We start from the raw sequence: 24,846 nt of genomic DNA, 5'->3' as shown, positions 1-24,846 counted from the left end.
TTTCGGCTGTGTCCCCTGCACCCCCGCAACGATAAGGGCGTTGCCCTTAACCCACACGCTAACGCGTAGAGGTTTTAGTGCGGGAAATCGCTACTGTTGCCGTCATTGCGAGGGCATTTATGCCCGTGGCAATCCCATTCATTAGAAACATATTTTACAGGTAAGTAAAAAACGCCGATTTAGTTCGGCGTTTTTTAATAATAGTTCGTTCTGCCTAAAAGATAATCGGCGGATATATCGAAAAAATCACAAATTTTAATTATTATAACTGTGTTCAAATCCAAAACTTCGGTTTCGTATTTACTAACCGTGTTTTGGGTTGTATTCAGTTTTTCCGCTAATTGCTTTTGAGATAAGTTTCTTTCTTTGCGCAATTCACGGATAATTTTTCCGTACATAAACAAATTATACGCCAAAATGGAATGCAATCCCTTGACAAATTCCAAAACGGGATATATAATATATGTATTCTATTTTGGAATACTTGAAGAGGTTTTATGCAAGATAACGGCAAATGCGGTAATTGTGCTTTTTATAAGGCTTTCTATACTGCGGGATTAAATAAATTTGAAAAGAGCGAATACGGCTTATGCGGAGAAACCGACGGAGTTGTAAAAAGGGAAGAGAAATGCGAGTGTTATAAAAAGCGTGCTTATCACAGAGTGGTTACGCCCGCGGCTATAAACGAATTTAATAATGCTATTATAAAGATTTCGGAATTGTGGGAAATTTTTACCGACGATAACGGAAGAAAAAGATAAATACATAATTTAATACGCTTGTTTTGTGTAAAAGATTGCGTTTCACATATCCCTTTTTTCGCAATAATGGCAGAGATGCCGAAATCACACATATTGTGTATAGCAGTCTTTTGCGCAGGTAAGTTAAAAACGCCGACTTAGTTCGGCGTTTTTTAATCGCAATAGTCTTTTCTTCCTAAGAGATAATCTGAAGAAACATTGAATATATCGCATAATTTGTGGATTATAGCGGTACTCAAATCCAAAACCTCTGTTTCGTACTTGCTAATAGTGTTTTGGGTGGTATTCAGTTTTTCCGCTAATTGCTGTTGAGATAAATTATGCTCTTCTCGCAATTCGCGAATGATTTTACCGTGCATAAGCGCATTATACTCCAAAATGGAATGACTCTTTTTGCATAATTCCAAAATGGGATACCCGTCATTGCGAGGGCACTTTGTGCCCGTGGCAATCTCAGCCGAGAGAAAGGAGCAGTAACTTTACGTGTTCCATGTATGGGATTGCCGCGCTCACTGCGTTCGCTCGCAATGACAGGGTGGGTAACGGTTTACCCGTCATTGCGAGGGCATTTATGCCCGTGGCAATCTCCTGCATGAGAAAGGAGCAGTATGTGTTCTATAGCATGGGATTGCCGCGCTCGCGTTGCTCGCTCGCAATGACATTAGGGCGATAAAGTGTGTTTTTCCGTATTAGCTTTATTGCTTCTCGTAGAGAAGTCGTGGAGGGTGGGGGTTCAAAGGGGGCGGGGCGCGTCGAAATCGCTCCGCCCCCTTTGCGGTTTTCGCGAGCCTTTTGACGCCAAAAGGCTCATTTGCTTTGCTTTCTAAAAACAAAAAAATCCACTGAAAATCATTTGACATATTGAATTCACTGTAGTATAATGATAAGGCTGTGCGTTTGCGCAGTCCTTTTTTACGGAATTTAAGAGGTGTGAAACCGAAGGTTACTCGCGAAAAATTAGCGAATTGCGGGAGAACTTCGGCGGACCGAGTGCGGTGAATAGGCATACCGTGCGGCGAAGTGAGCGGTAAAAAAGGTTACGGCGTGCGAACCGTCGGTCTACGGACCGAAAGGCGCGATAATTCGGAGGATGTGAAAGGCGGGCGACCGCCCGAAAATTTGTCTTTCAAAAGGCACACCCGACAGCGTTGTAAAAAATTCTTCGCAAATGCTAAACGGAGGTAAACAAAGTAAGTATGGCAAGTCAGAAAATCAGAATTAAGCTCAAAGCGTACGACCACGACCTTATAGACCAGTCGGCGGCACGTATTGTGGAGACTGCGAAAAAGACGGGCACGAAAGTGTCGGGTCCCATTCCTCTCCCTACCGACAAAGAGGTGGTAACGATACTGCGCGCGGTGCACAAATATAAGGATAGCCGCGAACAGTTCGAGCTTCGCACGCACAAGCGTTTGATAGATATATACAGCCCTTCGGCAAAAACGGTCGACTCTCTCATGAAGCTTGACCTCCCCGCCGGCGTAGACATCCAGATAAAGCTGTAAGAGGGCGAGGAGGTAACGACAAATGGAAAAAGCAATATTAGGCAGAAAGCTCGGCATGACCTCTATATTCGACGAAACGGGACTCAGCATACCCGTAACCGTGGTAGAGGCGGGACCCATGAAAGTGGTTCGCAAGAAAACTCCCGAGCGCGACGGATACAGCGCGGTGCTCGTATCGTTCGAAGAAGCGGGCAAGCATCAAAACAAAGCCGAAGCGGGCGTTTACAAGAAAGCGGGCGTTGAGGCGGGCAAGATACTGCGCGAATTCAAATTCTCGCAACCCGACAAGTTCGAGGTGGGCAGCGAAATAAAGTGCGATATATTCTCGGGCGGCGATATGGTAGACGTATCGGCGGTGAGCAAGGGTCACGGCTTCAGCGGCGTAATCAAGCGTTGGAATCAACGCAGACTCAAGATGACTCACGGTACCGGTCCTGTGCATCGCAGCGTAGGCTCTACCGGCGCGAACAGCACCCCCAGTAAAGTAATTAAGGGATTGCACATGGCGGGTCAGTTCGGACACGACAACGTGACAATTCAGAACCTTAAAATAGTTAAGGTAGACGTATCTCGCGGCGTACTTCTTATCCGCGGCGCGATACCCGGCCCCAAAGGCGGTCTTGTAACGGTGAAAGAAACCGTGAAATCCAAGTAAGGCGGAGGAAGAAAAATGCCAAGCGTAAAATTATACAAACAGACGGGCGCGGAAGCGGGCACTATCGAGCTCGACGACAGCGTATTCGCCGCCGAATATAACGAAGCACTCATTCACCAAGCGGTAGTTGCTCAGCGCAACAACGCTCGCCAGGGCACGAAATGCACTCTTACCCGCACCGAGGTGCGCGGCGGCGGCATCAAGCCTTGGAGACAAAAAGGCACGGGCAGAGCACGCCAAGGCTCTATACGCGCTCCCCAGTGGGCGGGCGGCGGCGTGGTGTTCGCACCCAAGCCGAGAGATTTCTCGCAAAAGATAAACAAACAGCAAAAGCGCGGCGCGTTGTGCTCGGCGCTCAGCGAAAAGCTCAGAGCAAGCGAGCTTACGGTTGTAGACGAAATAAAGATACAGCCCAAAACCAAAGAAATGGTTAAAGTGCTCGATAATCTCAAGCTCGATAAGCGCGTGCTTATAGTGGTTACGGAGTCCGACTCGGCGGTTGTTCGCGCGGCGGGCAACATTCCCGGAGTGAGCACCCTCATGAGCAATCAGATAAACGTATACGATATCGTGGCTAACGCAAAATGCGTTATGACCAAAGACGCGATAAAGAAAATCGAGGAGGCATACAAGGCATGAACGCTTACGACGTTATCATAAAACCCATAAGAAGCGAAAAAGCGTATGCCGGCATCGCCAACAAAAAGTACGCTTTCGTGGTTGACCGCAGAGCCGACAAGACGCAGATTAAAGCGGCTGTGGAAGAGATTTTCAAAGTTTCGGTCAGCAAAGTAAACACAGTGAACGTCCGCGGAAAGTATAAGCGTCAGGGCAGAAGCGAAGGATACACCTCGCGTTACAAGAAAGCCTACGTGCAACTCACCGCCGGCAGCAAGTCTATCGAATTCTTCGATAGCTTGACCTAATATCTGGAGGCACACAATGGCTATAAAAAGATATAAACCCATGACCGCGGGTACTCGTTTCAAGACCGTTTCGAGTTTTGACGAGATAACCACCACGAAACCCGAAAAATCGCTTTTGGACGTTTCGTTCCGCTCGGGCGGCAGAAACAACACCGGCAGAATAACCGTTCGCCACATAGGCGGCGGCAATCGCATAAAGTACCGCATAATAGACTTTAAGCGCAACAAAGACAATATTCCGGCTAAAGTTGCCGAAATAGAATACGACCCCAACCGCACCGCGTATATCGCGCTCCTTAACTACGCCGACGGCGAAAAGAGATACATTCTCGCTCCGCTCGGGCTCAACAAGGGCGACACGGTAATAAGCGGCGAAAACGCCGACATAAAGGCGGGCAACGCTCTTCCGCTCCAAAACATTCCCGTGGGCACTATGGTGCACAACGTGGAAATGCAGCCGGGGCGCGGCGGGCAGATGGTTCGCACGGCGGGCGCGGCGGCGCAGCTCATGGCTAAAGAGGGCAAATACGCAACGCTCCGTCTTCCCAGCGGCGAAATGCGCATGATACCGCTTAAGTGCAAGGCAACGGTAGGTCAGGTGGGAAACCTCGACCACGAGCTCGTATCCTTGGGCAAAGCGGGCAGAAAACGCCATATGGGCGTTAAACCCACCGTTCGCGGCGTGGTAATGAACCCCTGCGACCACCCCCACGGCGGCGGCGAAGGCAAATCGCCTATCGGCAGACCCGGTCCGGTTTCTCCTTGGGGACAACCCGCGCTCGGATTTAAGACCCGCAAAAAGCACAAGAACAGCGACCGCTTCATAGTTAAGCGTATCAACTGAGAGGTATAGAATAACATGAGTAGATCTGTAAAAAAAGGTCCTTACGTCGAAGAAAGGCTGTATAACAGAGTAAAGGCGCAGTCGGAGACTAACGACAAAAAAGTTATCAAAACTTGGTCGCGCTCGAGCACGATATTCCCCGAATTCGTGGGCAGCACCATTGCGGTGCACGACGGTCGCAAGCACGTGCCCGTATACTGCACCGAAGAAATGGTAGGGCATAAGCTCGGTGAGTTCGCGCCCACCCGTACTTTCCGCGGTCATGCCGGCGAAAAGACCACGAAGGGCAAATAAGGAGTACGACGATGGCAAAAAGAATGAAAGAAAAGGCGCTCGCGCGCAAAGAGAACAAAGACATGCGCCCTTGCGCTCAAGCCAAATATATACGTATATCGCCCACTAAGGTGCGCGTGGTGCTCGACACCGTGCGCGGCAAATCGGTAAACGAAGCTCTTGCTATGCTTGCCGCAACCCCCAAGGCTGCGAGCGAGCCTATCAAGAAGGTGATAGAGTCGGCAACCGCCAACGCAGAGCACAATCAGGGGCTCAGCCGCGCGGACTTGTTCGTGGCGGAGATATTCGCCGACGGCGGCCCTATCTTAAAGCGCGTAAATCCGGTTAGCAAAGGCAGAGCGTATCGCATAAACAAGCGTACCAGTCATATCACGGTAATACTCGACACCGTGAAGGAGGTTAGGTAAGTATGGGACAGAAAGTAAATCCTCACGGACTCAGAGTGGGCGTTATATCCGATTGGAACGCCAACTGGTATGCCGGCAAAAAGGATTTTTCGGCTAACCTTTACGAGGACCACAAAATCCGCGAATTCATCAAGAAGAAATATTACGCGTTCGGCGTGAGCAAAGTTATAATCGAGCGTGCGCAGGGCAACGTGAGCATAAACATTCACACCTCTAAGCCCGGCATGATTATAGGGCTTAAGGGCGCGGGTATAGAAGAGCTCAAAAAGTCGCTCGCCAAAGTAGTTCCCGGCAAGCAGTTCCACATCAATATCATGGAAGTAAAACGCCCCGATATGGACGCGGTGCTCGTTGCCGAAGGCATAGCGGCTCAGCTCGAAAAGCGCAGTTCGTTCCGCAGAACCATGAAACAAGCCATGGGCAGAGTAATGCGCAGCGGAGCGAAAGGAGTTAAAATCAAAGTTTCGGGTCGACTCGACGGCGCGGAAATAGCGCGTAGCGAAGCGTACCACGACGGCAGCATTCCCCTTCAGACTTTGAGAGCCGATATAGATTACGGCACCGCCACCGCCCGCACCACGTTCGGCGCGATAGGCATCAAAGTTTGGGTGTATAAGGGCGAGGTATTGCCCAAAGCCAAAGAGGCGCAAGGAGGGCAGGAATAATGTTACTTCCCAAGAGAGTTAAACACCGCAAGCAACAGCGCGGCAGAATGAAGGGCGGAGCGAACAAAGGCAACGTAATCGCCTACGGCGAGTTCGGACTCGTTGCGCTCGACCCCGCATGGATTACGTCCAATCAGATAGAGGCGGCCCGTATCGCCATGACCCGCTATATAAAGCGCGGCGGTCAGGTTTGGATAGACATCTTCCCCCACAAACCCATCACCAAAAAACCCGCCGAAACCCGCATGGGTTCGGGTAAAGGTTCGCCCGAGTACTGGGCGGCGGTGGTTAAGCCCGGCAGAGTTATGTTCGAAATGGCGGGTGTAAGCGAAGAGGTTGCCAGAGAGGCGTTGCGCCTTGCCTCCCACAAATTGCCCGTGCGTTGCAAAATCTGCAAGCGCGGCGAACTCGTTTCCGCCGACAAGGAGGAGAAAGCGTAATGAAAGCTAAGCAGATACACGAAATGAAAGACGACGAGCTCGTTCAAAAACTCGGCGAACTGAAGCAGGAGCTTTTCAATCTCCGTTTCAGCAACGCAACGGGTCAGCTCAATAACCCCATGCAAATGGTCGTTTGCAAAAAAGACATTGCGCGCATCAAAACCGTGCTCAGAGAGCGCGAACTTGCGAAGAAGGCATAGGGCGGAGGAAATCATGGAAACAGTAGAAAGAAATAATCGTAAGGTGCGCGAAGGCGTCGTAGTGTCCGACAAAATGGACAAAACGATAGTGGTAGCCATTAAAGACAAAGCCAAGCACCCTCTGTATAAAAAGACCATAAACAAGACCAAAAAACTGAAAGCCCACGACGAAAACAACGAAGCAGGCATCGGCGACAAAGTTGAAATAATGGAAACGCGTCATGTATCGCGCGATAAGTGCTGGCGTTTGGTGAAAGTAGTCGAGAAGGCGAAGTAAGGAGAGGTGAAGAAATGATACAACCACAGACCTATCTTAAAGTTGCCGACAACAGCGGCGCGAAAGAAATCATGTGCATTCGCGTCCTCGGCGGCTCGTTCCGCAGAAGCGGCAACATAGGCGACGTAATCATCGCCTCGGTTAAAAGCGCGTCTACCGGCGGAGCGGTTAAAAAGGGCGACGTAGTAAAAGCGGTAATAGTGCGCACCTGCAAGGGCGTAGGACGTCCCGACGGTTCGTTTATCCGTTTCGACGACAACGCCGCGGTAATAATAGACAATCAAAAGCAACCTCGCGGAACTCGTATCTTCGGACCGATAGCGAGAGAACTGCGCGAAAAAGATTACATGAAGATAATCTCGCTTGCGCCGGAAGTATTGTAAGGAGGTATTCGCAATAATGAAATTGAACGTGAGAAAAGGCGACACCGTCCTTATGATAGCGGGCAAAGACAAGGGCAAGACCGGCAAGGTCACCGCTTGCAATCCCGACGGCGGCAGAGTTGTTGTGGAAGGTTGCAACATTATAACCAAACACACCAAGCCCCGCGGAGCGAACCAACCCGGCGGCATCAACAAGATGTCCGGACCGGTGGACGTATCCAACGTGCAAATAATTTGCCCGAGTTGCAACAAGGCAACCCGCGTTGCTCACAAACTCGAGGGCGACAAGAAGATACGCGTGTGCAACAAGTGCGGCGCGTCGCTCGAGCCCAAAAAAGCAGAGAAGAAAGCCAAGAAAGCGAAAGCCGACAAGGCGGAAGCGGCAACCGAAGAGGTAGCCGAGAAGAAGACGGCTAAAAAGCCCGCGGCGAAGAAAACCGCGACTAAAAAGCCCGCCGCCGAGAAAAAGGCGGAAGCAACCGAGACCGACGCGAACGGCGGCGAGAACTAATCGGAGGAAACAATGGCAGAAAAGAAAAATCAGGTTGCGGCAAAGGCGGCAACCGATACGAAAAACGGCGAACGCTTTCGCCTGAGAAAACGCTATGTAAGCGAAATAGTTCCCGCGCTCATGAGCGAGAAAGGGTATAAGAACGTAAACGAAGTTCCCAAGCTCGAAAAAATAACGCTCAACATGCGCCTCGGCGATATCAAAGACAACTCCAAGAGCATACAGCTCGCGCAGGCGGAACTCGAAGCCATATGCGGACAAAAGAGCGTAATCGCCAAAGCGAAGAAGAGCGTAGCCAACTTTAAGCTCCGCGAAAACCAGCCCATAGGCGTTAAGGTAACTCTTCGCGGCGACAAAATGTATGAGTTTTTGGATAAACTCGTTTCCATCGCGCTTCCCCGCGTGCGCGACTTCCGCGGAATTTCCGGAAAGTCGTTCGACGGCAGAGGAAACTTCTCGATGGGTATAAAAGAGCAAATCATATTCCCCGAAATTTCCTACGAACAGGTGGAGAAAGTGCGCGGATTCGATATTTGCATAGTAACTACCGCCAAGTCGGACGACGAAGCAAAGGCACTCCTCACCAAGATGGGAATGCCGTTCAGAAACTAGCGGAGGATAGGAGAAAATTATGGCTAAAAAGGCAATGATAAACAAGCAGCAAAAACCTGCGAAGTTTTCTACTCGCGCATACACGCGTTGTAACATTTGCGGACGTCCGCACGCCGTGCTCAAAAAGTTCGGCATTTGCAGAATTTGTTTCCGCGAACTCGCTTACAAGGGTGAAATTCCCGGCGTGAAAAAGTCGAGCTGGTAAGGAGGGTATCGAATTATGGTTACAACAGACCCTATAGCGGATATGCTCACAAGAATACGTAACGCACTCACCGCGCGTCACGACGCGGTATCCGTGCCCGCTTCCAAAATGAAGAAATCCATTGCGGATATACTCGTTGCGGAAGGATTTGTAAAGAGCACGGAAATGGGCGACGATAACGGACACCCCGTAATCAACATCGTGCTCAAGTACGGCAACAAGTACGAGCGCGTAATAACCAACTTAAAGCGCATCAGTAAGCCCGGTCTTCGCGTTTACTGCGGCTACGAGGACCTTCCCAAAGTTTTGGGCGGACTCGGAATTGCTATCATATCCACCTCTAAAGGCGTGATGACCGACAAACAGGCTCGCGCGCAGAAAGTGGGCGGCGAAGTGCTCGCTTACGTGTGGTAAAGGAGGGCTAACTTAATATGTCGAGAATAGGAAGAATGCCCATAACCGTACCCGCGGGCGTAAAAGTAGAGGTTGCCGGCTCGGTGGTGAAAGTGAGCGGCCCCAAAGGCTCGCTCGAACGCGAGATAGCGAGCAACAAAATTCAGGTAAAAGCGGAAGCTGCCGAGGTATCGGTGCTTCGCGCCGACGATAAGAAAGAAACCAAAGCTATGCACGGACTTTACCGTCAGCTCATAGCCAACATGGTGCAAGGCGTGGTGACTCCGTTCAGCCGCACGCTCGTAATACAGGGCGTAGGTTACAAGGCGGCCGTTGCGGGCTCCAAGCTCACCATGAACCTCGGTTTCAGTCACCCCGTGGAGTTCGTAGCTCCCGAGGGCATCACGATAACCTGCCCCGATATCACCACCGTGGTGGTAAGCGGAATAAGCAAGGAACTCGTGGGGCAGACTGCCGCAACCATTCGCAGCAAGCGTCCCGTAGAGCCTTATCACAACTACGGTATCCATTATTCGGACGAAGTTCTTGTGAAGAAAGAAGGCAAAACGGCAGGTAAGTAAGGAGCGTAAGAAATGATAAACAAGCAGAATAAAAATCAGGTTCGCATGAAACGCCATTTGCGCGTGCGCTCGAATATTTCGGGCACCGCCGAATGCCCCCGTCTTAATGTGTATCGCTCCACAAGCCACATCTACGCGCAGGTGATAGACGACGCGGCGGGCGTAACGCTCGCGGCGAGCTCCACCCTTGCTAAGGGCGTAGACGTAGGCGGCAAGACCAAGACCGAAGCTGCCGCGATAGTAGGCGCGGACGTTGCCAAGAAGGCAATGGCTAAAGGTGTTTCGTGCGTGGTGTTCGACCGCGGCGGATATCTTTACACCGGCAGAGTGAAAGCTCTCGCCGACGGTGCTCGCGAAGCCGGGCTCAAATTTTAGCGGAGGATATCGGAAATGGCAAGACGTGAACGTGAAGAAATGAAGCCGGACGACGGCTTTAAGAGCAAACTCGTAGAAGTAAACCGTATCACAAAGGTTGTTAAGGGCGGCCGCAACATGCGCTTCAGCGCGCTCGTTGTTGTGGGCGACGGCAACGGCCAAGTGGGTATCGGCACGGGCAAAGCCGCCGAAGTTCCCGAGGCTATCAAAAAGGCGGAGGGCGTTGCCCGCCGCAGTTTGGTGAAAATCGCGCTTTCGGACGGAACGATACCGCACGAGATTATAGGTAAGTTCGGAACTTCGCAGGTGCTTCTGCGCCCCGCTCCCGAAGGTACCGGCGTTATAGCCGGCGGAAGCGTGCGCGCGGTGGTGGAACTTGCGGGCATAAAGAACGTAACCACCAAAAGCTACGGCAGCCGCAACCCCATAAACAGCGTTAAAGCTACCTTCGGCGGGCTCAAAGAGCTTCGCTCGCCCGAACAGGTGGCGGCTCTTCGCGGCAAGACCGTAGAAGAAATTTTAGGATAGGAGAGGCGAAATGGCTACAAAAAAGACTGAAAACGCAGCCGAGAAACAGCTTAAAGTCACCCTTGTGAAAAGCACTATCGGCAGCCTCGATAAGCACAAAAAAACCGTTCAGGCTCTGGGACTCAAGAAAATCCGTCAGAGCGTGGTGGTGCGCGATAACGCCGCTATGCGCGGAATGATATTCGCAGTTAAGCACCTCGTTACCGTAGAGGAGGTACAAGGCTAATGAAAATGCACGATTTGTCTCCGGCAGTGGGGGCGAGAAAGGCTTCCAAGCGTTTGGGCAGAGGTATCGGCTCGGGCACGGGTAAAACGAGCGGCAAAGGTCATAAAGGTCAGTGGGCGCGTTCGGGCGGCGGTGTTCGCCCCGGCTTCGAGGGCGGTCAGATGCCGCTCAGCCGCAGACTCCCCAAGACCGGCTTTGACAACCGCTATAAAAAAGTGTATTCCATCGTTAATCTCGACGACCTCAACAAGTTCGACGACGGCGCGGTGGTAAACGCCGAAGAGCTCAAAAAAGCGGGCGTGATTTCCAAAATCGAGCCTTACGGACTCAAGGTGCTCGGAAACGGCGAACTTACCAAAAAAGTTACCGTTCAGGCTAAGAAATTCTCGAAATCCGCTCAGGAAAAAATCGAGAAAGCCGGTGGTAAAGCAGAGGTGCTCTGATGTTTCAAACTCTCGTAAACGCATTCAAGAATAAGGACGTTCGCAGAAAACTTCTTATTACTTTGGCGTTGATGTTCGTATACCGATTGGGTTGCTGGCTTCCCATACCCGGCATTAACGGTGCCACGTATGAGGGAAGCTCGGGCAATTCGGGTAACATACTCGACCTATTAAGTATGATTACGGGCGGCGCGTTGCAAAACGGCGCATTCCTCGCAATAGGAATATCTCCGTATATCAACGCGTCAATTATCATACAGCTCTTAACGGTCGCCATACCCAAATTGGAAGCACTCAGCAGACAGGGCGACGAGGGCAGAAAGAAACTCAATAAGATAACAAGAGTGTTCACACTCATACTTGCCGTGGCTCAGGCTACGGGCATAGTAATAAATTTCTCGCGCAGCGGCGCAATACAGACGGGCATATTCGGAGTGGCGCTCCCCGCATGGCTCGTATGCACGTTCGTGGGAGTAATACTGGTAGCCGGTTCTATGTTCACCATGTGGCTGGGCGAAAGAATAACCGAGATAGGAGTGGGCAACGGCATTTCGCTCCTCATCTTCGTGGGTATACTTTCCACCGCGGGCATAAGCATAGTTTCGGTGTTTACCGCCTGGTTCGACGGCAACGAAATGGCTCCTTGGTCGCTTCTCGTATTCGCGCTTTTCGTGCTCGTTATCTTCGCTTTCATAGTGTTTATAGACCTTGCCGAGCGCAAGATACCCGTTCACTACGCTAAGCAGATAAAAGGGCGCAAGCAGTACGGCGGACAAACGAGCTATATACCCATTAAAGTTAACGCGAGCGGCGTATTGCCCATAATCTTCTCTACGGCGATACTTTCGTTCCCTCAGCTCATAATGTCTATGTTCAATATGGACCCCGCAAGCGGTTTCTACGCTTGGTGGACAAAGTGGTTGGGCGTAGGACAACCTATCTACAGCGTGCTCGTAGGCTTACTGATACTTTTCTTCAGTTTCTTCTACGCGCAAATACAGTTCAACGCCGAAGAGGTTGCTCGCAACATTCAGCAATACGGCGGAAACATCACGGGATTGCGCCCCGGTAAAATGACGAGCGATTATCTCAAAAAGATAAACAAACGCCTTACGCTCTTCGGCGCGATATTCCTTGCTTTTATAGCAATCGTTCCCTCCATTATATTCAGCTTGGTATTCACCGGAATTTCGGCTTCGCTCGTAAACGCGTTCAGTGCCACGGGTATGCTCATAGTAGTGTCGGTTGCGCTCGAATTCCAAAAGCAGCTCGAAAGCCAGCTCATGATGAAGCAGTACCGCGGTTTCTTAAAGTAATAGGAGAATAAACATGAAAATAGTTCTTCTCGGCGCACCCGGCGCGGGCAAAGGCACTCAGGCAACGAGAATTGCCGAAAAGTACGGCGTTGTGCACATTTCCACGGGAGATATCTTCCGTAAGAATTTGAAAGAGGGCACTCCCGTAGGTCTCAAAGCCAAAGCGTTCATAGATAAAGGACAGCTCGTGCCCGACGAGGTTACTTGCGAAATAGTCGCCGAGCGTCTTAAGGAAAAGGATTGCGAAAAGGGCTTTATGCTCGACGGGTTCCCCCGCAACGTAATGCAGGCGGAAGCTCTCGACAAAATGAGCGACGTTGACCTTGTGCTCAACATTGCGGTAGACCTCGACAAGCTCATGGCTCGACTCACGGGCAGACGCGTTTGCCGCGAGTGCGGCGAAAGCTATCACGTTTCTACGTTTGCGGGTAATAAATGCTCCAAGTGCGGCGGCGAGGTGATACAGCGTGCCGACGACACCGAGGAAACCGTGGGCAAACGCCTCAAAGTTTACTCCGAGCAGACTCAGCCGCTCATAGACTACTACACGGCAAAGGGCAAGCTCCAAAGCGTGGACGGCATGAAACCCATAGACGAGGTGTTCGCCGAAGTGGTTACGGTGCTCGACAAAGTAAAGTAACAAATGATTTACGTTAAAAAACCCAACGAACTCGATAAGATGCGGGTGGCGGGCAAACTCACCGGCGACGCTCTCAAGCACATAGAAGAGAAGATAAAGCCGGGCGTTACCACGGCGCAAATAAACAAGTGGATACACGAGTTTATAACGTCGCAAAACGCAACCCCCTCTTTTCTCGGATATCACGGCTATCCCGCGTCCGCTTGCGTATCGGTAAACGACGTGGTTGTGCACGGAATACCGGGCGACCGCGTATTGCAAGAAGGCGATATAGTGTCGGTAGACGTGGGAGTAATCAAAAACGGTTGGCAGGGCGACGCGGCGAGAACTTTCGCGGTAGGCAAGATATCGCCCGAGGCTCAAAAGCTCATAGACGTTACGCGCGAATGCTTTTTCGAGGGCATAAAACACGCGCGAAACGGCAGGCGTTTGGGCGACCTGTCGAGCGCGATACAACGCCACGCCGAAAGTCACGGCTACGGAGTGGTGCGCGAGATGATAGGACACGGCATAGGCAGGCAGATGCACGAAGACCCCGCCGTTCCCAATTTCGGAAAAGAGGGCACGGGCGTTATGCTCAAAACGGGCTACACCATTGCGGTTGAACCCATGATAAACGCGGGAACTTTCAAGATAAAGTTCGAGCCCGACGGTTGGACTACGCGAACGGCGGACGGCAGTCTGTCGGCGCACTACGAAAACACGATAGCCATACGCGACGGAGAGCCGGAAATACTCACGTTATAAAATATTTTTTGCGCGGCACGCCGTTTGGTGCGAGTAAAAGAGTTGACATAAAAAGGAGCAATGTGTTACAATAGAATGTACGCACTCGAAAATCCCCGAATAGGTCAGGTAGTAATCAGTCGCATGGGGCACGACCGCGGAAGAGTTTATTTGATAGCCGCCGTGCTCGGGCGGGATTTCGTTCTCGTGACCGACGGAAAGTTGCGCCCTTTGGATAAACTCAAAACCAAACGCGTTAAGCACGTTAAGTACGCAGGCGAGTCGGAAGAGATTGCAAAATCAATAAAAGACGGTAAAATCACCGATGCGGCGGTTCGCAAAACGCTCAAAGCGTTTGCTTGCGCCGACGGAAAGGAGTTATAAAAGAGAATGCCCAAAGACGACAATATCGAAGCGGAAGGCACCGTAATAGAGTGCCTTAGAAACGCGATGTTTAAGGTAAAGCTGTCTAACGGACATATTGTTACGTGTACGATATCGGGCAAGATACGTATGCACTACATCAAAATACTCGAGGGCGACACCGTAAAAATCGAAATGTCGCCTTACGATATAACCAAAGGTAGAATAACCTACCGCAACAAAAACTGAGAGGTACAAAGACATGAAAGTAAGAGCTTCGGTCAAGCCCATGTGCGACAGATGCAGAGTAATCAAGCGTCATGGCAAAGTAATGGTAATCTGCTCTAAATACGCCAACCACAAACAGCGTCAGGGCTAAATTTCAAACGATAAAACAGCCGCGCGCGGACGTTCCCGAGGGGAAGAGTTTCCGTGCGCCGTTTTGCCGTTAAAAAGCGCGTTGCGTTAAAAAGAAAAAACATGAAAAATGCCGCGGTCGGTTTTATTCGCTAACATTCCATAGCGGGAAAACGCAAGACTGCGTGATATATATACTAAAATATTTACCCATTAAGAATAAAGGAGATAAAACAGTGGCAAGAATAGCCGGCATCGATTTGCCCCGCGAGAAGCGCGTGGAAATCGGACTTACGTATATTTACGGCATCGGCAAGCCCACCGCTCAAAAGATTTTGGCGGATACGGGCGTTAATCCCGATACCAGAGTGAAAGAACTCAGCGAAGAAGAAGTAAACAAAATTCGTAACTATGTGGAGCACAATCTCCGCGTAGAGGGCGATTTGCACCGCGAAGTGGCTCTTAACATAAAGCGACTTATGGAAATAGGATGTTACCGCGGAGTTCGTCACCGCAAGGGCTTGCCCGTGCGCGGACAGAACACCAAGCAAAACGCACGCACCCGCAAAGGACCCAAGCGCACGGTTGGCAGGTCCAAGAAAAAGTAGGAGAGCTTAAAAAATGGCAGTTAAGAAAACTTCTTCCAGAAAGAGCAGAGTTACAAAGAATATAGATAAAGGACAAGTGCACATCCACGCTTCGTTCAACAACACGATTATCACCGTGACCGACGAGCAGGGCAACGCGATTTCCGCTTGCAGCGCAGGTGCGCTCAATTTCCGCGGCAGTCGCAAGAGCACTCCGTTTGCGGCGCAACAAGCCTCCGAGAAAGCGGCGGCTGCGGCTAAAGAACACGGACTCAAATCCGTAGACGTATTCGTAAAGGGTCCGGGAAGCGGCAGAGAGTCGGCTATCCGCGCACTCGAGGTTGTAGGGCTTGACGTAACGAGCATTACCGACGTGTCGCCCATACCTCACAACGGTTGCCGTCCGCCCAAACGCAGAAGAGTTTAATAGGAGAAAGAGAACAAAATGGCTAAATATACATGTGCAGATTGTCGTCAGTGCCGCAGAGAGGGGCAGAAACTGTTCCTTAAAGGCGAGCGTTGCACCAGCAAAAAATGCGCTATGGAGCGTAGACCGGTTGCTCCCGGTCAGCACGGCACGGGCAGAAAAAAAGCAAGCGAATACAGCGTTCAGCTTCGTGAAAAGCAGAAAGCCAAACGCGCGTACGGACTGCTCGAAAAGCAGTTCCGCGGCTACTACGAAGAAGCCGAGCGCATGCGCGGCGTAACGGGCGAGAACATGCTCGCTCTCATAGAGCGCAGACTCGACAACGTTGTTTACCGCATGGGTATAGGCGCGAGCCGCGCACAGTGCCGCCAGATAGTGAACCACGGTCATATTACCGTGAACGGCAAGAGCGTGGATATCCCGTCTTATCAGGTTAAAATAGGCGACGTTATCTCGGTGCACGAAACCAGCAAAGACAACGCCATATTCAAAGAGCTTCGCGGAGCACGCATAGTTATGCCCAAATGGCTCGAGTTCGATACCGAGTCGCTCGTGGGTAAAATTACCGACAGCCCCAAGCGCGAAGATATAGACCTCAACATAAACGAACAGCTTATAGTAGAATTGTACTCTAAGTAATAAATAACCCGCAGGGATATATTTGATAATCAGAGCGAGAGCGGCGATAGCCGCAAGGAGAATTGAATGAACATGATGGAAATCGAAAAGCCACGGATTACGCTTGAGGAAAGCCCGGATTTAAGGGTAGGAAAGTTTGTAGTCGAACCTCTCGAGCGCGGCTATGGCATCACACTCGGTAACGCGCTCCGCAGAGTATTGTTGTCTGCGCTCCCCGGCACCGCCGTGGTTGGCATACGCATAGAGGGCGCGAGTCACGAGTTCACCACCATCAAGGGAGTCAAGGAGGACGTGGCGGAGATAATCCTCAATCTCAAGGGACTCAATCTCAAGGCAAACTACTCCGACAAAACCCTTAAAAAGACGCTCAAAATCGAGCGCAACACCCCGGGTATAGTTACCGCGAAAGATATTGAAATCGACCCCGAAATAGAAATACTCAATCCCGAAATGTATATATGCACGCTCGACGAGGGCGGCAAGCTCAATATGGAAATGACCGTGGCTCGCGGCAGAGGTTACGTTGTGGCGGTGAACCACAAAGACGACACCCAGCCCATAGGTTATATTCCTATCGACGCGATATTCACGCCCGTGAAAGCGGCGAGCTACTCGGTGGAAAGCACCCGCGTAGGGCAGAGAATCGATTTCGACAAGCTCACCCTCGAGGTTAAAACCGACGGTAGCCTGTCAGCCAAAGACGTGTTGAGTCTTGCGGCGAAAGCCATAGAAGACCACATACGACTGTTCGTGAATTTGTCGGACGTGATATCGGGCATGGATATACTCGTTTCGCGCGAGGAAGACAAACAGCAAAAGGTTCTCGAGATGAACATCGAGGATATGGACTTGAGCGTGCGCAGTTACAACTGCCTCAAACGCGCCGCCATACACACGGTGGAAGACCTTACCAAGAGAACCGAAGAAGATATGCTTAAGGTGCGCAATTTGGGACGCAAGTCTTTGGACGAGGTTATAAGCAAACTTCGCTCTTACGGGCTGGATTTGAGAAGCGCGGAAGAATAAGCGGCGGCGTAACCTAAGGCAAGCATTACAAGAACATCCGAGAGGTAAAAGAAATGGAACAGAGAAAACTGGGGAAACCCACCGACCAAAGAATGGCTCTTTTGAGAAATCAGGTAACCGATTTGCTTTGGAACGGAAAAATAGAAACAACTTACGACCGCGCGAAAGAAGTAAGCCGCATGGCGGACAAGGTTCTTACCATGGCTATAGATACGTATACCGATACGTATAAAAAAGTGGAAACGCGCAAGACCGACAAGGGCGAGGTTAAAGTGGAGCTCGTTAACGACGGTCCCAAAAAGCTCGCGGCTCGTCGCCGTATAATGAGCATTGTGTACGACCGCCAAGAACAACGCGGCGACAAAGAAAGCGCGGTGGCTTTCAAACAGCGCACCGAGCACATTCAGCATCCGCTCATTGAAAAGATTTTCAACGAGTATGCGCCCAAGTATACCAAACGCGCGGCCGACCTCGGGCAGAAAGGCGGCTACACCCGCGTGCTCAAAATGGGCTTCCGCAGAGGCGACAACGCCGAAGCCGCGCTCATAGAGTTGGTGTAAAACAAAGAAAAGCAAAAACGAGAAGCGTTTTCGAAACGCTCCTCGTTTTTTTATACGGTGTTTCGGTTTTACGTCATTGCGAGGGTGCTTGCACCCGTGGCAATCTAATGCATTAGTTTATTTTTCCCACAAATTATTTCTTTCGGGGTGGGTAATCGCCGATATCATTCGTTCTTTTGCAATGGGGATATCGGCGTTTATGTTTTTAATAAGTTTTTTTACGTACTCGCGTTGGGTGTTGTGGTTTGCGGGGCAAGGGTTGTGCACTACGGGCAGTTTCATATCGCGAGCAAGAGCGGAAACGTCGGCTTCGGATATGTAAATGAGCGGGCGTATCACCGTTACGCCGCTTCTGCTCATGTACGCTTTGGGTGCAAAGGTGGAAAGTCGCCCTTCGTAAAACAGCGAGAGCAAAAAGGTTTCGGCGAGGTCGTCGGCGTGGTGTCCGAGCGCGAGCTTGTTGCACCCGAGCTTTTGCATTACCGAGGCAAGCGCGCCGCGGCGCATTTTGGAGCACAGCGAGCAAGGATTTTTCTCTTTGCGCACGTTGAATATCACGTCGCCTATATCGGTGCTCTCGAGCACGTAGGGCACGGAAAGGGAGTCGCAAAACTCTTTTACGGGCGTGTAGTCCGCACCGAGCCCGAGGTCTATCGTAATGGCGGTGAGTTCGAACTTTTGGGGCGAGAACCTGCGGAAAGCGGCGAGCGCGGCGAGAAGCGCAAGACTGTCTTTGCCGCCCGAAACGCCCACGGCAATGCTGTCGGAATCATCTATAAGATTGAGTTCGGTACACGCTCTGCGCATGCCCGATAAAATTTTTTGCAAAGTCATGAATACATTATACAACGGTTGCATAGCTTTTTGCAACCTTAGAACCCGTATAATTGAAAATCGGCGGACAAATCGCGCCATAAAGGATTATCTTTTTCTATAAGCGCAACCTTTTTTGCGCGAGAACCGCTTTTAATCTGCTTTTCGCGCGATATGGCGTTTGTTATATCGTTGAATGTTTCAAAATATACAAGTTTGTCGGCGTTGTATTTGCTTGTAAAACTCTTTTTGTCGGCGTGTGCTTTGTGCGTTTCGGTGCGCCGAAGTAAATCATTTGTTACGCCCGTATATAATACGCCGCCCTTTTTATTCGTGAGTATGTATACGTAATAATTCATTGTTTTTTCCTTTGCGCATGCTTTGTCATTGCGAGTGTATGGTTTAGCTTGTCATTGCGAGCGGCGTAGCCGCGTGGCAATCTCCTGCATGAAACAAGTACAGTAACTACACCGTCCTCATGGCTGGGATTGCTTCGTCGCTACTCTCCTCGCAATGACGGGTAAAACCCGTTATGCCACACGTTGTCCTCAGCCGAGCGCGTAGCGCGAACGCCACGAGCCGAAGGCGAGTATTGCGAGGGCGCTTGCGCCCGTGGCAATCTCCTGCACTCAACCCGTACTTAATCGTTAATACATAAAATATCGTCTGCGCTTACGTCAAGCACTTTGCATAAGTTTGCAAAAGTATCAAGCGCGGGGACAATATCGCCTTTTACATAATGCGCGATACACGATTGTGTTACGGACAATTTTTCGGCAATTTCTTTTTGAGTTTTGCCGCTTTTTTCTATTGCTTCTTTTAAGCCAATTTTTATTTTATCAATTGTAATCATAATTAGTTCTATTAAAAATCATATGAGCATAAATCATTTTTTAGCTTGACTTATGATTTGCAATCATATACAATAAATATGTTACAGTAAATAGTGCGTATGCTTTCTCATGTATGGGATTGCCGCGCTCGTTTTACTCGCTCGCAATGACATGCGCCCCCCCCAACCGTCATTGCGAGGGCACTTGTGCCCGTGGCAATCTCCTGCACCCAACCCGAACTTAATCGTCAATGCATAAAATGTCATTTGCATCTAAATCAAGCACTTTACATAAGTTTGCAAACGTGTCGAGAGCGGGCATTTTTCGTCCTTTCATATAATGTGTAATACAAGGTTGAGTAATACCCAAACGATTGGCTAATTCGGTTTGGGTCAATCCGCAATATTTGATTGCTTCGGTTAATTTTCTTTGAATTTGTTCTAAAATAATCATATACACCTCTTTAATCAATTTTATTACCATTGGGCATGTTGGGCGCGCATTCCTGCCTAACGGTAATGGGAAAAATAGAATATTACAAAAAAGGAGCAGAAAAATGGATGCAATGAGAACGTATAGGACAACTAAAAGCGCAATGGAAAAAGAGGGAGTAGGGTGTGATAAAGACGAAATGTTTTTATATAAAACCATTAAAGCTCTTAACGCTTACGTGTGCGAAAATTTGCTGTTCGGTAAAATCAAAGTAAAAGAAATAGTTCCGATAGATAATTATATCGAGGAATTACATATACGGAATTACGGAACTTGGTGGCATAAAGGAATAGACGAAAAATATATCGATAAGTACATTAACGTAAAAGATATTGCCGAATATGAATATCGTTATGATTTTTTCAATAAAAACATAGTGAAAATATTTCCCGAAAATATTCTTAAAACCTCTAAGTTTGCGATATACAAAGAAAGCATATTTAATTTATTTTGCGAAGTGCTTGATATAAATATTAACGCCAACGATAAAAAATATTATTGCGTAACCAAAGATGACGCAATAAAGATAAAAAAGTTTCTATGCGCAGTGTACAACGGCGAAATAAAGGCGGGCGATAAAATCGGGTGGTATTTGAGAAAAATGAGTGTTTTTCCGCAATTTTTAGATGCAATGAAAGACGGGAGCGCATTTAGAACATTGGCGATAGGAGATATAAACTCTATAGAATACAAACTTTCGGTACTTTCGGCGTTCAAGTTCATGAATTTCGATAACGCGCACATGTTTATGAGCAAACTTATGAAAAGATATTTGCGGTAAATAACGCGTTCTCATGGCGAGGATTGCCACGCTCACGTTGCTCGCTCGCAATGACGGGGTAACCACTGCGTTCGCTCGCAATGACAGGCTACACCCAAACCGTCATTGCGAGGGCGCTTGCGCCCGCGGCAATCTCATACATGGAACAAGTACAGTAACTACACCGTCCTCATGGCGGGGATTGCCGCGCTCACTGCGTTCGCTCGCAATGACAGGGTAACCCGTATGGGATTGCCACGCTCGTTTCACTCGCTCGCAATGACAGGCTACACCCAAACCGTCATTGCGAGGGCGCTTGCGCCCGTGGCAATCTCATACATGAAACAAGTACAGTAACTACACCGTTCTCATGGCGGGGATTGCTTCGTCGGGCATTGCCCTTCTCGCAATACTCGCTACGCTCGTGGCGTTCGCGCTACGCGCTCGGCTAAGGACATGGCGGCCCGATAAAAAATATAATGGCGCAAACAGTTGACTTTTGCACTGTCTGTGCTTTATAATATATAAGCAACAATTTGTAATGAAGGAAAACTGATAACATGAAAAGAACTTATCAACCCAAGAAACGCGCACAAAACAAGGTGCACGGTTTCCGTAAACGCATGAAGACCAAATCGGGGCGTAACGTGCTCAGTCGCAGAAGAAGGAAGGGGCGCGCTCGCATTACTCCCAAGCCGTTGGGTAGCAACTGATTTTCGGAAATAAGTGAGAAAATAAAAGAGTCATTGCTATTTGTTGCGATGGCTCTTTATATGCTTATCCGAATATCCGAAGAATTATGCTCGGTAAAAAATACAGGCTCACCAAACGCGGTTCGTTCAACTACGTGTACCGCAAAGGCAACGCAAAGAATGCGGGCGACCTCAAAATAACGTACGTTACGGCAAAGGGCGTGCCCAAAGTGGGCATAAGCGTGCCCAACACCGTGGGCAAAGCGGTAGTGCGCAACAAGGTGCGCCGCCGCATACGCGCGGCAATGCGCGGCTACGTAAAAAACCTGCGCCCGTCGCAAATAGTGATATCCGCCCGCAAAGGCGCGGAACAACTCGCGTATTCGGAAATAGACGGCAAATTATACGAGATGCTTGTAAGAGCCGGACTGTATGAAAAGAAAGAAACCGACAAAGCGTAGCGTAATCAAATATATCATAACGCTGAGATGGCTGTGCGAAGCTCTTATATATTTTTATAAAGCGTGCATATCGCCGATATTGCCCAAGTCTTGCATATACTACCCGTCTTGTTCGAGCTACATGCTCGAGGCTATCCGAGAGTGGGGCGTGTTTCGCGGCGTTGTTTTGGGAACGAAACGAATACTCCGTTGCGCTCCCTGGGGCGAGGGCGGTTTCGACCCCGTACCCGATAATCCAAAAGGAGATATGAAATGGCTTTTCTGATGTCTGCGGTTGCGGAGCATTTCGGCAATCCGGGCGGACTGTGGGAAATCCTCATTTTGGGGCTTTTCAAGTTCATAGTTAATTACGGTTGGCGCATAGTATTCTTTACCGTGTGCTTAAAACTTTTGCTGTTGCCGCTCGATTTGTACCAACGCATAAAAATGCGCAAAAACCAAATAATAACCGAGCGTCTTAAGCCGCAGATTGAAAAACTCCAACAGCAATACGCGGGCGACCAACGCACGCTCTCGCAAAAGCAAATGGAACTCAACCGCAAGGAAGGTTTCAGCTATTTTTCGAGTTGCTTGCCCATGATTGTTACGCTCGTGATATTCTTTTATTTGTTCGCGGGACTCAACAACATATCGCATTTCAGAATTTTCGACCAATACGTTGAACTTTACGACGCTTACGCCGCCGAAGAAATCTTGCAGAAAGATATCGGCAGAAGCGGCATTTTCAACACCGAAGAAATAGACGCGCTTTTATCCGACGCGAACGCGTGCAAGGAATATTTCGCGGCGAAAGCTCCCGAAGCGGACGACTACAAAACGAGCGGCGGGGAGTGGTACGAGAGCGACTCCGTATACGAGCGACTCGACGACGGCGGCAACGTGACCGAAAAGTACACGGGCGGACAAGCCGACTACATGCGCGCGCAGGACGAATACCGAAAAGCGGTAGACAATCTCAATGCTACGGTGAACAAAATCGGAGAGAAAAAGGCGGACGGCGCAACGGTATCGTGGAACGAGTTGAACGCGTGGCGACTTTCCATAGCCGCCACCGAGCCCAAAGCGAGCGATTACAAAATCAAGTTCGGCGACAAAAAAGGCGAATGGGCGGAAAACGGCGAAGCCGATTACAAAGCCGCGGCGGCGGAGTGGGAAAATAAATTTCTCAAGGCAAGCGTAAATCTCTTGGATAAGACTGCCGCGCTTCACAAAGATTACGTGCTCGAACCCTCGCAGGACGCGGCTGTGGAGCGTTACGGCGCCGTGCAGGAAGACTTTTTGTGGATAAGCAACATATGGTCGCCCGACGTTCCGTGGCGCGACGCCATACTCGATTACAACAATTTCGTAAGCAACATATCCGATTATTCAAACTTTGACGAGGTAGTGGACGAGCTTGACGCCAAAGTGGACGGAGAGTTTAACCGCACTGTGTTCGAATCTATGATGAGCGAGGTTACGTACAACAACGTAACGGGCAAACTCAGAGCGAGCGACAAGTACAACGTTGTAAACGGATTTTTGATACTGCCCATACTTTCGGTGGGATTGAGCTTTTTGAGTCAGTTCATAACCGCAAGGCTTCAAAAGAAATCGGGTCAAGCCGCGCCTACCGGCGGCATGGCGGGAAGCATGAAGTTTATGATGTTCTTTATGCCCGTAATGATGGGTATATTCGCGCTTACCTACACGGCAATGTTCACCCTCTATATAGTGGTGAACTCGGCAACCACGATACTCATAAACGTATTTACCACCTTGGCAATGAACGGCGGCGGCAAACTCAAAGAGAAAAAGAACAAAACGAGCGACGGAATACAAAAATACGGACGCCCCGACCCCAAGGACCTTTGAAATCAAACAGGAGCAAATGTGAAACATGGAAAGAGTAGCTGAATTTATCGGAAAGAAAGTGCAAGACGCCGTAGACGAGGGCTTGAAAACGCTCGGCATTTCGCTCGACGACGCCGACATTAAGATAATATCCAACGGCGGACTTTTCAAGAAAGCCAAAGTTGAAATTCGTTACGACGACAAACTCGCCAAAAATCCGCCCGCAGAGCAAAAGAAAGAAGAACCTAAGAAGGCGGAACCTAAGAAGGACGAAACCAAGAAGGCAGAGCCGAAAAAAGAGCAACCCAAAGCCGAAGAGCCTGCAAAAAAGCAAAAGCAGGAAACCAAGCCGCGGGAGAATAAAGCCGCCGAGCACGAGGACGAACCGCGTTGGGGCAGTGCGCCCGTAAAGCGCGAGCCTACCACGGTGTCCGATTTCGGCAAGGAACGCAAAGAGCCCAAAAAGGAAGAGCGCAGAGAGCCGCGCCCCAAAAAACAGCGCGAAACCGCCCTTCCCACCGAGGAGCAGATAGCCGCCGCAAAAGAGTTCGTTACCGAGCTTTTGGCAAAAATGAACATAGCGGGCGGAGTAGAGATTGTTGTTGAAGACGGCATGCGCGTAAACATAGACACCGACGACTCCCGCGTTATAGGTCATCGCGGCGAAGTGCTCGACTCCATTCGTCAGTTTTTGAGCGCTATGATAAACTCCTCGCACGGCAATTTCGTGCACGTTACGGTTGACGGTTTGGGATACCGCGACCGCCGCAAAGAAACTCTCGAGTCGCTCGCCCGCCGTATGGCGGATAAAGCCGTGCGCTCGCACCGCAAAGTTACGCTCGACCCCATGAACAGTGCCGACCGCAGGATTGTGCATGCCGCGCTCGGCGAACGCGACGACGTATTTACCCGCAGCGAAGGGCACGACCCCGCCCGCCGCGTTGCGATAATTCCCAAAAGAAAGTAGAAAATCGCCTTTTTGACTCCAAAAAGGCTCGCGAAAACCGCAAGGTATTCCCGCTTTTGGAGGCGCCCCAAAAGCGGGGCAAAAGGGCGGTTTTTGCCGAGAGCGAGACGACGGATATGCTGT

The 24,846-nt window shown here is 50.0% G+C and carries 46 protein-coding genes; 40 read left to right on the top strand and 6 right to left on the bottom strand.

Annotation, left to right across the window (positions count from 1 at the left end; all coding sequences use genetic code 11):
- Positions 1-194 precede the first annotated feature (194 nt).
- Positions 195-398, bottom strand: a complete 204-nt coding sequence (locus tag NFR55_RS09640) for a helix-turn-helix domain-containing protein (protein ID WP_251548541.1) — start codon at positions 396-398, stop codon at positions 195-197.
- 99 nt (positions 399-497) lie between these two features.
- On the opposite strand from NFR55_RS09640, the gene NFR55_RS09635 reads away from it, so the two are divergent.
- Entirely contained in the window at positions 498-761 is a 264-nt protein-coding gene (locus NFR55_RS09635) for a hypothetical protein (protein WP_251548540.1), read from the top strand.
- A gap of 152 nt (positions 762-913) precedes the next feature.
- Here the strand turns inward: NFR55_RS09635 and NFR55_RS09630 are convergent, their stop codons facing one another.
- Positions 914-1,120, bottom strand: coding sequence for a helix-turn-helix domain-containing protein (locus NFR55_RS09630; RefSeq protein ID WP_251548539.1), 207 nt, complete (start codon positions 1,118-1,120; stop codon positions 914-916).
- 837 nt (positions 1,121-1,957) lie between these two features.
- On the opposite strand from NFR55_RS09630, the gene rpsJ reads away from it, so the two are divergent.
- The 32 genes from rpsJ to rplQ all read left to right on the top strand — a co-directional run bounded on the left by rpsJ (position 1,958) and on the right by rplQ (position 17,872).
- Positions 1,958-2,266, top strand: a complete 309-nt coding sequence (gene rpsJ / locus NFR55_RS09625; RefSeq protein ID WP_251548538.1) for a 30S ribosomal protein S10 — start codon at positions 1,958-1,960, stop codon at positions 2,264-2,266.
- 22 nt (positions 2,267-2,288) lie between these two features.
- The gene (gene rplC / locus NFR55_RS09620; protein WP_251548537.1) at positions 2,289-2,921 is read left to right on the top strand and encodes a 50S ribosomal protein L3; all 633 of its coding nucleotides are present in this window, start codon (positions 2,289-2,291) and stop codon (positions 2,919-2,921) included.
- Between the two features lie 15 nt (positions 2,922-2,936).
- Positions 2,937-3,560, top strand: coding sequence for a 50S ribosomal protein L4 (rplD, locus tag NFR55_RS09615; RefSeq protein ID WP_251548536.1), 624 nt, complete (start codon positions 2,937-2,939; stop codon positions 3,558-3,560).
- On the top strand, positions 3,557-3,847 hold the full coding sequence (rplW, locus tag NFR55_RS09610; protein ID WP_251548535.1) for a 50S ribosomal protein L23: 291 nt from the start codon (positions 3,557-3,559) through the stop codon (positions 3,845-3,847). The genes rplD and rplW overlap by 4 nt, the downstream gene beginning before the upstream one ends.
- 16 nt (positions 3,848-3,863) lie before the next feature.
- Positions 3,864-4,691, top strand: coding sequence for a 50S ribosomal protein L2 (rplB, locus tag NFR55_RS09605; protein ID WP_251548534.1), 828 nt, complete (start codon positions 3,864-3,866; stop codon positions 4,689-4,691).
- A gap of 15 nt (positions 4,692-4,706) precedes the next feature.
- Complete coding sequence (gene rpsS, locus NFR55_RS09600) at positions 4,707-4,985, top strand: 30S ribosomal protein S19 (RefSeq protein WP_251548533.1); 279 nt, start codon at positions 4,707-4,709, stop codon at positions 4,983-4,985.
- A gap of 62 nt (positions 4,986-5,047) precedes the next feature.
- Complete coding sequence (gene rplV, locus NFR55_RS09595) at positions 5,048-5,392, top strand: 50S ribosomal protein L22 (RefSeq protein WP_338052326.1); 345 nt, start codon at positions 5,048-5,050, stop codon at positions 5,390-5,392.
- A gap of 2 nt (positions 5,393-5,394) precedes the next feature.
- The gene (rpsC, locus tag NFR55_RS09590) at positions 5,395-6,057 is read left to right on the top strand and encodes a 30S ribosomal protein S3 (protein ID WP_251548531.1); all 663 of its coding nucleotides are present in this window, start codon (positions 5,395-5,397) and stop codon (positions 6,055-6,057) included.
- Positions 6,057-6,497, top strand: a complete 441-nt coding sequence (rplP, locus tag NFR55_RS09585; RefSeq protein WP_251548530.1) for a 50S ribosomal protein L16 — start codon at positions 6,057-6,059, stop codon at positions 6,495-6,497. Before rpsC ends, rplP begins: the two co-directional genes overlap by 1 nt.
- Positions 6,497-6,697: a 50S ribosomal protein L29 gene (rpmC, locus tag NFR55_RS09580; RefSeq protein WP_251548529.1), complete on the top strand. Its 201-nt coding sequence runs from the start codon at positions 6,497-6,499 to the stop codon at positions 6,695-6,697. The genes rplP and rpmC overlap by 1 nt, the downstream gene beginning before the upstream one ends.
- Before the next feature lie 13 nt (positions 6,698-6,710).
- Positions 6,711-6,974 (top strand): 30S ribosomal protein S17, encoded by a 264-nt coding sequence (gene rpsQ, locus NFR55_RS09575; RefSeq protein ID WP_251548528.1) that lies wholly within the window; start codon positions 6,711-6,713, stop codon positions 6,972-6,974.
- Between the two features lie 14 nt (positions 6,975-6,988).
- On the top strand, positions 6,989-7,357 hold the full coding sequence (gene rplN, locus NFR55_RS09570; protein ID WP_251548527.1) for a 50S ribosomal protein L14: 369 nt from the start codon (positions 6,989-6,991) through the stop codon (positions 7,355-7,357).
- 16 nt (positions 7,358-7,373) lie between these two features.
- Complete coding sequence (gene rplX / locus NFR55_RS10575; protein WP_338052325.1) at positions 7,374-7,868, top strand: 50S ribosomal protein L24; 495 nt, start codon at positions 7,374-7,376, stop codon at positions 7,866-7,868.
- A gap of 12 nt (positions 7,869-7,880) precedes the next feature.
- On the top strand, positions 7,881-8,480 hold the full coding sequence (gene rplE, locus NFR55_RS09560; RefSeq protein WP_275556925.1) for a 50S ribosomal protein L5: 600 nt from the start codon (positions 7,881-7,883) through the stop codon (positions 8,478-8,480).
- A gap of 19 nt (positions 8,481-8,499) precedes the next feature.
- Positions 8,500-8,685, top strand: a complete 186-nt coding sequence (locus tag NFR55_RS09555) for a type Z 30S ribosomal protein S14 (protein ID WP_251548526.1) — start codon at positions 8,500-8,502, stop codon at positions 8,683-8,685.
- A 15-nt stretch (positions 8,686-8,700) separates the two neighbouring features.
- The gene (gene rpsH / locus NFR55_RS09550; protein WP_251548525.1) at positions 8,701-9,099 is read left to right on the top strand and encodes a 30S ribosomal protein S8; all 399 of its coding nucleotides are present in this window, start codon (positions 8,701-8,703) and stop codon (positions 9,097-9,099) included.
- 17 nt (positions 9,100-9,116) lie between these two features.
- Positions 9,117-9,659 carry a 50S ribosomal protein L6 gene (gene rplF / locus NFR55_RS09545; protein WP_251548524.1) on the top strand — a complete coding sequence of 181 codons (543 nt, stop codon included), beginning with the start codon at positions 9,117-9,119 and terminating at the stop codon, positions 9,657-9,659.
- Positions 9,660-9,671: 12 nt separating this feature from the next.
- On the top strand, positions 9,672-10,034 hold the full coding sequence (gene rplR, locus NFR55_RS09540; protein ID WP_251548523.1) for a 50S ribosomal protein L18: 363 nt from the start codon (positions 9,672-9,674) through the stop codon (positions 10,032-10,034).
- Positions 10,035-10,049: 15 nt separating this feature from the next.
- Positions 10,050-10,562, top strand: a complete 513-nt coding sequence (gene rpsE, locus NFR55_RS09535; protein WP_476748524.1) for a 30S ribosomal protein S5 — start codon at positions 10,050-10,052, stop codon at positions 10,560-10,562.
- 10 nt (positions 10,563-10,572) lie between these two features.
- Entirely contained in the window at positions 10,573-10,788 is a 216-nt protein-coding gene (gene rpmD / locus NFR55_RS09530) for a 50S ribosomal protein L30 (protein ID WP_251548522.1), read from the top strand.
- Positions 10,788-11,231, top strand: coding sequence for a 50S ribosomal protein L15 (gene rplO, locus NFR55_RS09525; protein WP_251548521.1), 444 nt, complete (start codon positions 10,788-10,790; stop codon positions 11,229-11,231). Before rpmD ends, rplO begins: the two co-directional genes overlap by 1 nt.
- The gene (secY, locus tag NFR55_RS09520) at positions 11,231-12,547 is read left to right on the top strand and encodes a preprotein translocase subunit SecY (RefSeq protein WP_251548520.1); all 1,317 of its coding nucleotides are present in this window, start codon (positions 11,231-11,233) and stop codon (positions 12,545-12,547) included. The genes rplO and secY overlap by 1 nt, the downstream gene beginning before the upstream one ends.
- A 13-nt stretch (positions 12,548-12,560) precedes the next feature.
- Positions 12,561-13,187 carry an adenylate kinase gene (locus NFR55_RS09515; RefSeq protein WP_251548519.1) on the top strand — a complete coding sequence of 209 codons (627 nt, stop codon included), beginning with the start codon at positions 12,561-12,563 and terminating at the stop codon, positions 13,185-13,187.
- Positions 13,188-13,190: 3 nt separating this feature from the next.
- On the top strand, positions 13,191-13,934 hold the full coding sequence (gene map / locus NFR55_RS09510) for a type I methionyl aminopeptidase (protein WP_251548518.1): 744 nt from the start codon (positions 13,191-13,193) through the stop codon (positions 13,932-13,934).
- A 75-nt stretch (positions 13,935-14,009) separates the two neighbouring features.
- A complete protein-coding gene (locus tag NFR55_RS09505) occupies positions 14,010-14,297 on the top strand; it encodes a KOW domain-containing RNA-binding protein (RefSeq protein ID WP_251548517.1) in 288 nt (95 codons plus the stop codon).
- 6 nt (positions 14,298-14,303) lie between these two features.
- Positions 14,304-14,525, top strand: a complete 222-nt coding sequence (gene infA / locus NFR55_RS09500) for a translation initiation factor IF-1 (protein ID WP_251548516.1) — start codon at positions 14,304-14,306, stop codon at positions 14,523-14,525.
- A gap of 13 nt (positions 14,526-14,538) precedes the next feature.
- Positions 14,539-14,655: a 50S ribosomal protein L36 gene (rpmJ, locus tag NFR55_RS09495; protein WP_251548515.1), complete on the top strand. Its 117-nt coding sequence runs from the start codon at positions 14,539-14,541 to the stop codon at positions 14,653-14,655.
- A 214-nt stretch (positions 14,656-14,869) separates the two neighbouring features.
- The gene (rpsM, locus tag NFR55_RS09490; RefSeq protein WP_251548514.1) at positions 14,870-15,241 is read left to right on the top strand and encodes a 30S ribosomal protein S13; all 372 of its coding nucleotides are present in this window, start codon (positions 14,870-14,872) and stop codon (positions 15,239-15,241) included.
- A gap of 13 nt (positions 15,242-15,254) precedes the next feature.
- Entirely contained in the window at positions 15,255-15,647 is a 393-nt protein-coding gene (rpsK, locus tag NFR55_RS09485; protein WP_251548513.1) for a 30S ribosomal protein S11, read from the top strand.
- A gap of 18 nt (positions 15,648-15,665) precedes the next feature.
- Positions 15,666-16,286 (top strand): 30S ribosomal protein S4, encoded by a 621-nt coding sequence (rpsD, locus tag NFR55_RS09480; RefSeq protein WP_251548512.1) that lies wholly within the window; start codon positions 15,666-15,668, stop codon positions 16,284-16,286.
- 72 nt (positions 16,287-16,358) lie between these two features.
- On the top strand, positions 16,359-17,312 hold the full coding sequence (locus tag NFR55_RS09475; protein WP_251548542.1) for a DNA-directed RNA polymerase subunit alpha: 954 nt from the start codon (positions 16,359-16,361) through the stop codon (positions 17,310-17,312).
- Positions 17,313-17,365: 53 nt separating this feature from the next.
- Complete coding sequence (rplQ, locus tag NFR55_RS09470) at positions 17,366-17,872, top strand: 50S ribosomal protein L17 (protein ID WP_251548511.1); 507 nt, start codon at positions 17,366-17,368, stop codon at positions 17,870-17,872.
- Positions 17,873-17,989: 117 nt separating this feature from the next.
- Here the strand turns inward: rplQ and NFR55_RS09465 are convergent, their stop codons facing one another.
- The 4 genes from NFR55_RS09465 to NFR55_RS09450 all read right to left on the bottom strand — a co-directional run bounded on the left by NFR55_RS09465 (position 17,990) and on the right by NFR55_RS09450 (position 19,971).
- Positions 17,990-18,706 (bottom strand): tRNA 2-thiocytidine biosynthesis TtcA family protein, encoded by a 717-nt coding sequence (locus NFR55_RS09465; protein WP_251548510.1) that lies wholly within the window; start codon positions 18,704-18,706, stop codon positions 17,990-17,992.
- A gap of 38 nt (positions 18,707-18,744) precedes the next feature.
- Complete coding sequence (locus NFR55_RS09460) at positions 18,745-19,044, bottom strand: GIY-YIG nuclease family protein (protein ID WP_251548509.1); 300 nt, start codon at positions 19,042-19,044, stop codon at positions 18,745-18,747.
- 281 nt (positions 19,045-19,325) lie between these two features.
- The gene (locus tag NFR55_RS09455; RefSeq protein ID WP_251548508.1) at positions 19,326-19,538 is read right to left on the bottom strand and encodes a helix-turn-helix domain-containing protein; all 213 of its coding nucleotides are present in this window, start codon (positions 19,536-19,538) and stop codon (positions 19,326-19,328) included.
- Between the two features lie 220 nt (positions 19,539-19,758).
- Positions 19,759-19,971 carry a helix-turn-helix domain-containing protein gene (locus NFR55_RS09450; RefSeq protein WP_251548507.1) on the bottom strand — a complete coding sequence of 71 codons (213 nt, stop codon included), beginning with the start codon at positions 19,969-19,971 and terminating at the stop codon, positions 19,759-19,761.
- 103 nt (positions 19,972-20,074) lie between these two features.
- Here NFR55_RS09450 and NFR55_RS09445 point away from each other — a divergent pair, with 103 nt between their 5' ends.
- From NFR55_RS09445 to jag, 7 genes are all read left to right on the top strand, one after another.
- A complete protein-coding gene (locus tag NFR55_RS09445; protein ID WP_251548506.1) occupies positions 20,075-20,791 on the top strand; it encodes a hypothetical protein in 717 nt (238 codons plus the stop codon).
- A gap of 171 nt (positions 20,792-20,962) precedes the next feature.
- The gene (locus NFR55_RS09440; RefSeq protein WP_251548505.1) at positions 20,963-21,127 is read left to right on the top strand and encodes a hypothetical protein; all 165 of its coding nucleotides are present in this window, start codon (positions 20,963-20,965) and stop codon (positions 21,125-21,127) included.
- 203 nt (positions 21,128-21,330) lie between these two features.
- Positions 21,331-21,483 carry a 50S ribosomal protein L34 gene (gene rpmH / locus NFR55_RS09435; protein ID WP_251548504.1) on the top strand — a complete coding sequence of 51 codons (153 nt, stop codon included), beginning with the start codon at positions 21,331-21,333 and terminating at the stop codon, positions 21,481-21,483.
- 86 nt (positions 21,484-21,569) lie between these two features.
- Complete coding sequence (gene rnpA, locus NFR55_RS09430; protein WP_251548503.1) at positions 21,570-21,923, top strand: ribonuclease P protein component; 354 nt, start codon at positions 21,570-21,572, stop codon at positions 21,921-21,923.
- On the top strand, positions 21,895-22,188 hold the full coding sequence (gene yidD / locus NFR55_RS09425; protein ID WP_251548502.1) for a membrane protein insertion efficiency factor YidD: 294 nt from the start codon (positions 21,895-21,897) through the stop codon (positions 22,186-22,188). The genes rnpA and yidD overlap by 29 nt, the downstream gene beginning before the upstream one ends.
- Positions 22,176-23,777 carry a YidC/Oxa1 family membrane protein insertase gene (locus NFR55_RS09420; protein ID WP_251548501.1) on the top strand — a complete coding sequence of 534 codons (1,602 nt, stop codon included), beginning with the start codon at positions 22,176-22,178 and terminating at the stop codon, positions 23,775-23,777. The genes yidD and NFR55_RS09420 overlap by 13 nt, the downstream gene beginning before the upstream one ends.
- A gap of 25 nt (positions 23,778-23,802) precedes the next feature.
- Positions 23,803-24,723, top strand: a complete 921-nt coding sequence (jag, locus tag NFR55_RS09415; protein WP_251548500.1) for an RNA-binding cell elongation regulator Jag/EloR — start codon at positions 23,803-23,805, stop codon at positions 24,721-24,723.
- Positions 24,724-24,846 lie beyond the last annotated feature (123 nt).

The organism is Pumilibacter intestinalis, assembly GCF_943193005.1.
Taxonomy (GTDB): domain Bacteria; phylum Bacillota; class Clostridia; order Christensenellales; family Pumilibacteraceae; genus Pumilibacter; species Pumilibacter intestinalis.
The sequence above is the reverse complement of the archived record's forward strand: the minus strand, read 5'-3'. Positions and strand labels throughout refer to the sequence as shown.